Below are 10454 nucleotides of genomic sequence, written 5' to 3' on the forward strand. Positions count from 1 at the left end.
AGTTCCTACGGCGAGTATGACCACATCGTCTTCGATACGGCCCCGACAGGCCACACCATCCGACTCCTGCAACTGCCCGGTTCATGGACCGATTTCCTAGCCGCAGGCAAGGGAGACCCGTCCTGCCTGGGGCCACTAGCCGGACTCGAAAAGCATAAACTGGTCTACGCCAAAGCAGTCCAAGCCCTCACAGACCCGGCACGCACCCGCCTTGTCCTGGTCAGCCGGGCTCAGGCCTCGTCCCTGAGGGAGATCGAACGGACCTATCTTGAACTCAACCAGATTGGCATCGGTGGTGGTTACGTCGTCATCAATGGTGTCCTGCCGTCTGCCGCCGGTGAGGAGGAACTGGCGCTGGCCGTGCGAGACCGGGAGACTGCCGCCGTCGCTGCTATTCCCGAAACGGTCGCCAGCCTCCCCCGAGATGTGCTCGATTTGAATCCAGGGAACATGGTTGGCATTCCCGCACTTGAGTCGTTGTTGACGAATGCTCCCGTCACAGGTATCCGGGATAAGACAGTCGTGAACGACGTAGTCGAGGACGCCCCGCTGGCTGCACTGGTGGATGAAGCGGAGAAGGGCGGCCACGGTCTCGTCATGTGCATGGGCAAGGGCGGTGTCGGGAAGACCACTGTAGCCGCAGCCATCGCGATCGCCTTGGCCAAACGTGGGCATACGGTTCATCTCACCACGACCGATCCTGCAGCACACTTGACTGAAACGCTTCATGGTTCCATAACTGGCCTGACGGTTTCACGCATCGATCCGGAAGCAGCCATCCAGGAATACCGAAACCATGTGATGGTTACCAAGGGCCGGAGCCTGGACGCGGACGGACGCGCTGCCTTGGCCGAGGATCTCATGTCCCCGTGCACCGATGAAGTCGCTGTGTTCCGGCAGTTCTCCAAGATGGTGCAGGAATCCCGCCGCCACTTTGTGGTGATCGACACGGCACCGACAGGCCACACGCTACTGCTTCTGGATGCCACTGGTTCCTACCACCGTGAGATTGCCCGTCAGGCCGGCGACACAATGGGGTTCGTGACGCCGCTCATGCGTCTTCAAGACCCGGCACTGACCAAAGTCATTCTTGTTACCTTGGCTGAAACGACACCCGTGCTCGAAGCGGAAGAACTGCAGGAAGAGTTGGAAAGGGCCGGGATTCACCCGTGGGCCTGGGTGGTTAACAACTCGATCGCCGCGGCACACCCCAAATCTCCGTTCCTGCGGGCCCGCGCTGCAAGCGAAATTCAACAGATAGCGAAGGTGCGAACCCTGACGGATCGGATGGCACTCATCCCCTTGCTGCCCGAGGAACCAGTCGGTGAAGAGAAGCTCTCAGCCTTGGCAACCGTCGTTCCCCAATATGCCGTGTAGGGGCATGCCTGTCTTGATGCCCTGCATGCAGCTGAAGGTGACCATGACTGAGGTCTAAACGTTGTCGACGATCATGGGAGTGGAAGCTCATTTTCGTTCTCACTCGCGATTGCTGCAGTCACTGCGGCTTGTAGCGAGGTGTCGTTTCTCGACAGGAGGTAGTGGATGACGGCACCGATGACAGCTCCTATGGGCCAGGAGAACGCCGAAAACGCACCGAAGCCAGGAACCAAGGCAAGAACAAGCGAAATGATGGCTGCGATGAGGAACGAGACCAGTGCCTTCGGGTTCCAGCCACGGGAATACGTGTAGTGGCCGTCTTCACGGAACAACCCCATGACATCTACGTGCTGTTTCCGCAGCACGTAGTAGTCGATCATGATGATGCCGAACAGCGGCCCAAGGAGTGCTCCAAGACCACCAAGGAAGAGGTTTACGGCCACCGGGCTATTGAAGAGATTCCACGGGGTGATCAGGATCGCGATGATCGCACTAATCAGACCACCTGTCTTGAAGTCGATCTTCTTTGGATACAAGTTGGCCAGGTCATACGCAGGTGAGACGAAGTTTGCGACGACGTTGATGCCGAGAGTAGCGACGATGAACGTCACCGCCCCGAGTAAAATCACCCAGACGTTGCCGATTCGACCGACGATGTCGACCGGATCATAAATGTGCTCTCCATAGACCTGGAAAGTTCCTGTCGTCACGATCACCGACACCACGGAGAAGGCGATGAAGTTCACGGGTAGGCCCCATAGATTCCCTCGGCGCACCGCCTGTTTGGTGGGGGCGAACCGGGCAAAGTCACAAAAGTTGAGCATCAGTGTTGAGAAGTAAGCGATGGTCAGTGATACTGCCGCGAAGAACGCCTGCCAGATGCCCCACCGCGCGTCGCCACCGGGCAACGTGAACGAGACGTTCCATCCAGCCTTGGCCAGAATATAGAATACGAGGACCAGCAGAACGGCCCAAATAGCCGGTCCCGCCCACTCCTGATATTTTCTTATCGTTTCCATCCCGTTGCGCAGGAGAAGCAACTGAAGTGCCCACACCACCAGAAAAGCCAACCATCCCAATGTCGATTCACCGAGGAAGTCATTGGTGGTCATGAACTTCAAGCCAGGCCAGATCTGCAAAAGGAGTACGATCACGGCGCGTGAAGCGAGCCAGGTCTGGATCCCATACCAAGCTATGGCCACGATCGCACGGATCAGCGCAGGTAGATTAGCGCCAAATGTACCGAAAGAAATGCGAGATATCACAGGGAAAGGCACACCTGTTTTCTGCCCGGCGTAGCCGGAAAGGTTCACTAGGAAGTACACGATGAAGATTCCCACAATCAGGGCCAGAAATACCTGCCAGGCACCGAGACCGAGCGCAAACAGTCCAGCTGCAAAGGTATAGCCACCGAGGGAGTGAACATCGGACATCCACATCGCAAAAAGCGAGTACGTGCCCCATTTACGATGTTCTGCCGGAGCGAGATCTTCATTGTATAGGCGTGGACTCAGCCCTAGCGGAATTTTTGACATGTCGGTCAGCTTCTTCTTTGAAGGTACCAATCTTCACGATGCGAGGAAATTATCCTGTGGTATGAATCACTACGAATTATGGAGCCAGTATGATCCTCCCTCGAACTGGTTGTCAATCATCCAAGTCCAGGTTCAAAGCGTGCTTTTCCACGTAGTCCAAAGCTAACCGGACGGCTCCGAGTGTGACGATTGCGTCCCCGAGTGTGGACACCTCGACCCTCGGCGGGTTAGGCATGTAACGAGCCAGTTCCGATCGGAGTGGTGTCAACAAAATGCTCGAGGATGCTGCCACTGCGCCACCAACAACCACCAGTTCTGGATCCATAAACGTTGCCATTATGGCGACGACGCGGCCCATGCGCCTACCTATGGCATCAAGTATCTGCGCAGAGACAAGGTCGCCTTGGGCTGCCGCGGCAAAGACGGCCTCGGCGGTGATACCCACTTCGCTGTTTTCGGCCAGCGTTGCCAGAACTGTCGACGGAGAGTCCTTTTTGCAAGCGGCAACAGCCATGTCACGAGCCAATGCTGCAATGCCGTCTGGTGTCCCGACACCATCTACCAGGTCGAGAAGCCCGACTTCACCACTGCGCCCGGATGCGCCATGTAGTAGCTGTCCGGAATCCATCAATCCGAATCCGATGCGTTCCCCTGCCAACATGACGGCCAGGTCGTTGACACCACGGCCCACACCCATCCAATGTTCAGCCATGGCCGCAAGGTTAGCGTCATTTGCCAACAGCACCGGCCAGCCGAAACGGTCACGCAGGTTTTCTTGGATGCCAATGTCAAAGCTTTCCCAAAAAAGTTGGCTGTGGGAAATATTGCCGCTGCGGTCCACCGGTGCGGCGATGCCCACACCGGCAACCAAGACGTCTGCATGCCGTGCGTCGGCGTCGGCCAACGCCTTCCCGAGTGCCTTGTCGATGGTGGCTAGGCGCTGGACATCCGGGGCCATGAACCCGCCCAGGCTCTCGGTGGCCTTCGCCAATATATTTCCGCGGAGATCGGCAACAAGTGCAGTGGTCTTTTCAGACCCAAAATCCAGGCCGACAACTACTCCGGCCCGCGCATCGAATTCGAACACTCTTGCTGGGCGACCCTTCTGCACTGTCATCTTCTGCGGTGCTAACTCGCGCACCCAGCCGGCCTGGATCAGATCGTCACACACGGCAATAACCGTTGCGCGTGCCAGGCCGGTCGCCTCGATGAGGTCAGTGCCGGTGACCGCGCTGGAGCGGCGCATGACGCCCAGAATGGCACTCATATTTGTCCGGCGCAGCTGTTGGGGAGTGCTCGCTATGCGTTCCAAAAAATTGCCCCTTGACGTCTTGCCCTGTGATGCACATAATACTAACAGGGCATAAATTTAGAACCTAAATATATGCTGCAAATTATACTCGCGACCTATTCCACGGTCGTGCAACAGATCCACCTCCGCCCGAAAGAACAAGGGAGTTTTTGATGAAGGCTGTTTCCCCATCCTCCGTGGGAACCGTACTGTGAGCCCCTCGGGCCTGACCCGTCGAAAGTTGCTGTCCATGGCAGCGGTCGCAGCAGTAGGTCTCGCCCTGCCTGCTTGCTCTGGCACCTCTGCGGATACCATCACCACCATTCGTTTGCAGCAAAACAAGCCCGAAGTTGTGGAGTACTTCAACGCTCTCATCAAGGACTTCGAGTCAAAGAATGCGGATATCCGTGTCGTTCAGGACTTTAATGCCGGCAATTGGGTTCCAGGATTGATTCGCGACAACCCAGCCGATGTGGTGACCAACGCCTACTCGGTGACAGTCGCCGACTTCACCAGGAAAGGCATTTTCGCCGACCTCTCAGACCTTCCGGCAGCAGCCATGGCAGATCCTAAGGCTCTTGAACTCATCAAATCCTTCGGGCAATACCAAGACTCGGAATTGAGTGCGCTGCCCTTCTCACTGGCAGCAGCTGGCGTCATCTACAACAAAGCACTGTTTGCCCAGCACGGTGTCGACGTGCCCACCACGTGGAGTGAGTTTTTGGGAGCCTGCACCACCTTCCAAGCTGCCGGTCTGACGCCCATCTACGGCACATTCAAAGACTCGTGGACGCTGGGCCAACCCTATGGCTATGCATCTGGGGGCACAGTAGACCTTGCTGATTTCTTCTCACGCATGCCACTAACAGCCGAGGACTTGAAAAGCGATCCGACTGTCTCCTTCAGCAGCGATTTCAAAATCGCCACGGACAAGTTCCTGAAAATCTTGGACTTCATGCAAAAGGACGCTGGCAGCCGATCCTATACCGATGGCAATGCAGCCTTCGCCAAGGGAGGCGCTGCCATGTACATGCAGGGTCCATGGGCACTGTCGGAATTGACCACCATCAATCCGGATCTCAAAGTGGGTACCTTTGCCCTGCCCATGAGTGAGGATCCGACTGAAACAAAGACCCAAGTCACCTTGGATATGACCTTTTCCATCGTCCGCTCCACACCAAGGCTCGAAGCGGCCAAACGCTTCGTCAGCTACCTCATGGACCCAGCTGTGGTCAATGCCTACAACACCAAGTTCTCCGCTTTCTCGCCCCTGAAGGAAGCCACAGTGAACGCCAACCCGCAGATTTCCGGACTTCAGCCGCTGATCACTTCCGGCAAGTACTACCTCAATGTGACCAACTACTTTCCACCAGCCATCACGTTGAACAACTACTTCCAAACCTTGGCCCTGAATAGAAACGACAAAGCATTCCTGACCACCCTCGACGACGCCTGGCACCGCGTTGCCACCCGCAACGCCTAGTCCCTTGAAGGAGAGAATCATGACCGTCCCAGCCGACGTCAGCGCGCCAGAGACGCCCACCACCGATAAAAAGAAGAGCAGGAATGCCTCCACTCTCGCAGTTGCGCAGCAGCTGCGCCCCAGCCGCAAGGTCGATCCGACCTACTACTGGATGATCATCCCGGTCCTGCTGCTGTTCGCATTGTTCAGCACCGTCCCGGCCGTCATTGGTGGCTTCTTCAGCTTCACCAACTACGCCGGCTATGGCGACTGGAAAATGGTGGGCCTGCGGAACTTCCAGAACATCTTTACCGACCCGGAAATACTTGCCTCGTACGCGTTCACCTTCTTCTTCGCCATCGTGGCAACCATTACCGTGAACGTAGTGGCCCTGCTGTTGGCTCTCGGCCTGAACTCCCGAATCAAATGGAAGACCGGGATCCGCGGCATCTACTTCATTCCCATGGTGCTCTCGGGACTGATCATTGCCTATGTCTTCAACTACCTGTTTTCCAACACCGTGCCGACCATCGCTGACAGTTTGGGAATCGCCCCGCTGGCCACGAGCATCCTGGCCAATGAGCACTGGGCTTGGGCGGCGATTGTTTTCGTTACCGTATGGCAAGCCGCCCCCGGAGCCACCATCATCTACCTAGCAGGCCTGCAAAGCATCTCACCGGACCTCTCAGAGGCAGCCTCGCTTGACGGGGCAGGAGCATGGCGCCAAGTGCGCAGCATCTCTCTTCCCCTGATTGCTGGATACGTCGTCATCAACATCATCCTTGGATTCAAGGGCTACTTGGGCACCTACGAGATCATTGTCGCCCTGACCGGCGGCGGTCCCGGAACGGCCACCCAATCAGTTGCCATGCGCATCTTCTCCGGCTTTGCTGGCGGCGACTACTCCTACCAAATGGCCAACGCCATCATCTTTTTCATCATCACGCTCATCATTTCACTGCTGCAGCTGCAAATTCTGCGCCGTCGGGAGGTTTCACTGTAATGACAACACCATTGACGGAACTGCAACCGGAACTACACGGCCCGGCACAACTGGACGTACCCCGCCCCACCAAGATTCGCCGGATGAACCGTGAAGGCTACAAGATCAACTGGTGGATGACAGCGCTGATGCTCGTGGCATCCCTGACCATCCTGGTGCCGCTGTACTTCACCATCAGCATGGCCCTGAAATCCCCCGAACAAGCAGCCTCCGGAACCGGCTTCGCCTGGCCCACGGACCCGCAATGGGGAAACTTCGCACAAGCCTTTGAGATGACAAATTACCCTGCCGCCTTCATGTCTACGGCCTTCATCACCGTCATTTCGGTGCTGGGCGCCCTGGGCGCCAGCTCCTTGGTGGCCTACGCCATTGTGCGCAATTGGGACCGGAAATTCTTCCGGCTCTCCTACATCTACCTGCTCTCGGCCATGTTTGTGCCGTTCCCTGTAGTGATCCTTCCCTTGATCAAGCAGACGGCCATGTTCGGCATCGACAACCCGCTGGGCGTGGCGTTCATCCACATCGTGGGTGGCATCTCCTTCAACTCACTGCTCTTCATCGCCTTCCTGAAGTCCATCCCGATCGAGCTGGAAGAAGCGGCAAGGCTCGATGGCGCGAGCACTTGGCAGACGTTCCGCAAGGTCATCTTTCCGCTGCTCGCCCCCATGAGTGCCACGGTTGGCATCTTTGCCTTCCTCGGTTCTTGGAACGACTTCCTGCTTCCCCAGATGCTCATAGCCGACCCGGCATTGCAAACCCTGCCAGTGGTCCAGCAGTTGTTCCAAGGACAGTTCAACACCAACTATTCCCTTGCCTTCTCTTCCTACCTCATGGCTTTGGCACCAACGCTGCTCGTCTACCTGTTCGCACAGCGCTGGATCATGTCCGGCGTCATGCGCGGCGCCGTCAAATAGCACCCTGTACTTCAACGACCCACAACAAACGCACTACTGAAAAAGGAACATTCCATGCCTGCTTCTACGCTTTCCGCCCACACCCCGGATCTGCTCTCTGAGGATCCAAAGTGGTGGCGCCAAGCCGCTGTTTACCAGATCTACCCTCGCAGCTTCTACGACGCGGGTGCTGACGGACTCGGCGACATCAAAGGCATCACTACCAAGGTTCCGTACCTGAAAGAACTGGGTGTGGACGCCGTCTGGCTGAGCCCTTTCTACCCCTCTGAGCTAGCCGACGGCGGCTACGATGTAGCCGACTACCGCAACGTCGACCCACGTTTGGGCACCCTGTCAGACTTTGATGAGATGACAGCAGCTCTGCACACAGCCGGCATGAAACTCATCGTGGACATCGTCCCCAACCACTCCTCCAACCAGCACGCATGGTTCCAGGAAGCCCTTGCGGCCAAGAGGGGATCAGCGGCCCGCGCCCGCTACATCTTCCGCGACGGCCAAGGCACCAACGGCGAACTCCCACCCTCAGACTGGGTCTCCGTCTTTGGCGGACCTGCCTGGACCCAGGTTCCCGACGGTCAGTGGTACCTTCACCTCTTCGCCTCCGAACAACCCGACTTCAACTGGGCCAATAGGGAAATCCGCGACGATTTCCTGAAAACACTGCGTTTCTGGTCGGACCGGGGCGTTGACGGCTTCCGCATCGATGTAGCGCACGCCCTAATGAAGGACCTGACCGAACCACTGCCGTCCCAAGCGCAGATTCTCCAACTGGAGAAACTGAACAACGGCACAAACCCCTTGTGGGACAGGGACGAGGTTCACGAAATTTATGCCGAGTGGCGGGCCCTGTTCAACGAGTACAACCCTCCACGCACAGCAGTTGCCGAAGCATGGGTGGACCAGTCCCGCCGCGCCCGTTACGCCTCCACCGAAGGTTTGGGCCAGGCGTTCAACTTTGATTTGCTCATGGCGGATTTTGAGGCAGATTCCTACGCCTCGATCGTGACGAAAAATCTGGCTGAATCCGCAGCTACCGGAGCGTCCTCCACTTGGGTCTTCTCCAACCACGACGTGGTCCGCCACGCCACCCGCTACGGGCTGGCGAAGCTGGCAGATCCAGCAAAGACCCAAGACGGCAAGGACTGGATCCTGGCAGGCGGAGCTGAGACAGAGCTCAACCGCGAGCTCGGCCTGCGCCGCGCCAAAGCAGCGACCCTTTTCATGCTGGCACTACCAGGTTCGGCTTATCTGTATCAGGGAGAGGAACTGGGCCTGCATGAGGTGGCTGACATCCCCGACGCCGATCGCCAAGATCCCGCGTTCTTCCGCAACAAAGGCATTGAGAAGGGCCGTGACGGCTGCCGGGTACCGCTGCCCTGGACCAGCTCAGAGACTTCGTTTGGGTTCAGCAGCGCCAAAGCACACCTCCCACAGCCTGCGTGGTTTGCCCAGCACGCAGTTTCGGCCCAAAACGCATTGGAAGGCTCAACGCTGAACATGTACCGCAAGGCCTTGGCCCTACGCAGATCGTTGCAAACTTCCGAGGAGCTTGCCTGGATCACCAACAGTAACCCTGACGTGCTGCACTTCGCCCGTCCCAACGGTTGGAACGTCGTCACTAACTTCGGCACGACCGCCGTCGAGCTTCCCCAAGGAACAGTAGCCCTGAGCAGCGTTCCATTGGAAGATCGGATGCTGCCCGCCGACGCCACCGCTTGGCTCGTCTAAAACCTGCGAACCAATAAGCCGGACACTGCCGCCCGTACAGAATCTGGGGCGGGCGGCAGTGTCCGTTGCACATCCAACCCAGCACTGCAACAACGAATGGACCCTCCTTGGAGAAAACTACCCACGACTCCCTGCGCATAGGCATCGACATTGGCGGCACCGCCATCAAATACGGGGTGGTGGACACGGCCACCGGAACCCTCGCCAGCCCTATCGCCCAGATACCCACGCCCCAGCCTGCCAATCCTGCGGCCATTGCTGAAGCTGTGCGTGCAGTGGTCGCTGATGTTCAGTCATGGGAAACCGCTCCATCGCAATTCGCTGCCGTGGGAGTCGCATTCCCTGCCATCATTCGCCAAGGAATAGCCTGTTCAGCAGCTAACATCAGCGTTGAATGGATCGGTCAGAAAGTTGAGATTCTCCTCGAAGAAGCACTCCAACGAACGGTCCATGTCATTAACGACGCTGATGCTGCCGGCCTGGCTGAAACAAGCCACGGCGCAGGAAAAGGGCACAAAGGAGCGGTACTAGTCCTCACTCTAGGCACAGGAATCGGTTCGGCCCTGATGATCAACGGGAACCTTGTACCCAACCTTGAATTGGGCCACCTGGAAATTGGCGGACTCAAGGCCGAAACCACAACCTCAGCAGTCGCGCGCGAAAATGAAGGACTGAGCTGGAACGAATACACCTCGCGACTACAGCGGTATCTGTTGCATATAGAATTTTTGTTCTCCCCCGACCTGATCGTCATAGGCGGCGGTATCTCGGTCCGGCATGAAGAGTTTCTACCGCAGATACGTCTGGCCACACCTATCAGGCCGGCACAATTGCACAATTCCGCTGGCGTCATTGGTGCAGCACAAATCGTTGGATGAAGTGGACAATTCCCAGAATCGATTCACGATGGCAGAGACGAGTTCATGTGGCCCCATCAAAGAAGGCCCTGACAGGACACCGCGCAGCAGTCGTCGCTAACCCTATGATGTGTGGTCCGCCGCGAAAAAATCCCCGGACGGTCGAAGCGCTGTTCCCACCATGGAAGAGTGACAGCGCAGTCGCCCGCGGGAAGCGGACTGTGCTGATTGTGACGGCTGCAGTAGCCCCGGAAAATTCACCCCGGAAAGTGCTGGAGCGTCGGTAG

The 10454-nt window shown here is 57.4% G+C and carries 8 protein-coding genes; 6 read left to right on the forward strand and 2 right to left on the reverse strand.

Going from position 1 to position 10454, the window contains the following annotated elements; translation table 11 throughout:
- Positions 1-1377 (forward strand): ArsA-related P-loop ATPase (locus Q4P21_RS09840; protein ID WP_303388598.1); only part of this gene is annotated, 1377 nt, incomplete at its 5' end.
- A 71-nt stretch (positions 1378-1448) separates the two neighbouring features.
- Here the strand turns inward: Q4P21_RS09840 and Q4P21_RS09845 are convergent.
- Both Q4P21_RS09845 and Q4P21_RS09850 read right to left on the reverse strand, forming a co-directional pair.
- Positions 1449-2912 carry an NCS1 family nucleobase:cation symporter-1 gene (locus Q4P21_RS09845; protein ID WP_303388599.1) on the reverse strand — a complete coding sequence of 488 codons (1464 nt, stop codon included), beginning with the start codon at positions 2910-2912 and terminating at the stop codon, positions 1449-1451.
- A gap of 112 nt (positions 2913-3024) precedes the next feature.
- Positions 3025-4179, reverse strand: coding sequence for an ROK family protein (locus tag Q4P21_RS09850; RefSeq protein WP_303388600.1), 1155 nt, complete (start codon positions 4177-4179; stop codon positions 3025-3027).
- Between the two features lie 235 nt (positions 4180-4414).
- Between Q4P21_RS09850 and Q4P21_RS09855 the strand changes: the two genes are divergently transcribed.
- The 5 genes from Q4P21_RS09855 (at position 4415) to ppgK (ending at position 10188) form a co-directional block, all read left to right on the forward strand.
- On the forward strand, positions 4415-5686 hold the full coding sequence (locus Q4P21_RS09855; RefSeq protein WP_303388601.1) for an ABC transporter substrate-binding protein: 1272 nt from the start codon (positions 4415-4417) through the stop codon (positions 5684-5686).
- Between the two features lie 19 nt (positions 5687-5705).
- Positions 5706-6668, forward strand: coding sequence for a carbohydrate ABC transporter permease (locus Q4P21_RS09860; protein WP_303388602.1), 963 nt, complete (start codon positions 5706-5708; stop codon positions 6666-6668).
- Positions 6668-7582 carry a carbohydrate ABC transporter permease gene (locus tag Q4P21_RS09865; RefSeq protein ID WP_303388603.1) on the forward strand — a complete coding sequence of 305 codons (915 nt, stop codon included), beginning with the start codon at positions 6668-6670 and terminating at the stop codon, positions 7580-7582. The genes Q4P21_RS09860 and Q4P21_RS09865 overlap by 1 nt, the downstream gene beginning before the upstream one ends.
- Positions 7583-7636: 54 nt before the next feature.
- A complete protein-coding gene (locus Q4P21_RS09870) occupies positions 7637-9310 on the forward strand; it encodes a glycoside hydrolase family 13 protein (RefSeq protein ID WP_303388604.1) in 1674 nt (557 codons plus the stop codon).
- Positions 9311-9417: 107 nt separating this feature from the next.
- Positions 9418-10188: a polyphosphate--glucose phosphotransferase gene (ppgK, locus tag Q4P21_RS09875; RefSeq protein ID WP_303388605.1), complete on the forward strand. Its 771-nt coding sequence runs from the start codon at positions 9418-9420 to the stop codon at positions 10186-10188.
- Positions 10189-10454: the final 266 nt, after the last annotated feature.

The organism is Arthrobacter sp. (assembly GCF_030540645.1).
Classification (GTDB): domain Bacteria; phylum Actinomycetota; class Actinomycetes; order Actinomycetales; family Micrococcaceae; genus Specibacter.

Coding starts and splice junctions, on each gene's coding strand:
- Q4P21_RS09845 (WP_303388599.1), bottom strand. CDS start 2,912: ATGTCAAAAATTCCGCTAGGGCTGAGTCCACGCCTATACAATGAAGAT.
- Q4P21_RS09850 (WP_303388600.1), bottom strand. CDS start 4,179: ATGAGTGCCATTCTGGGCGTCATGCGCCGCTCCAGCGCGGTCACCGGC.
- Q4P21_RS09860 (WP_303388602.1), top strand. CDS start 5,706: ATGACCGTCCCAGCCGACGTCAGCGCGCCAGAGACGCCCACCACCGAT.
- Q4P21_RS09865 (WP_303388603.1), top strand. CDS start 6,668: ATGACAACACCATTGACGGAACTGCAACCGGAACTACACGGCCCGGCA.
- Q4P21_RS09870 (WP_303388604.1), top strand. CDS start 7,637: ATGCCTGCTTCTACGCTTTCCGCCCACACCCCGGATCTGCTCTCTGAG.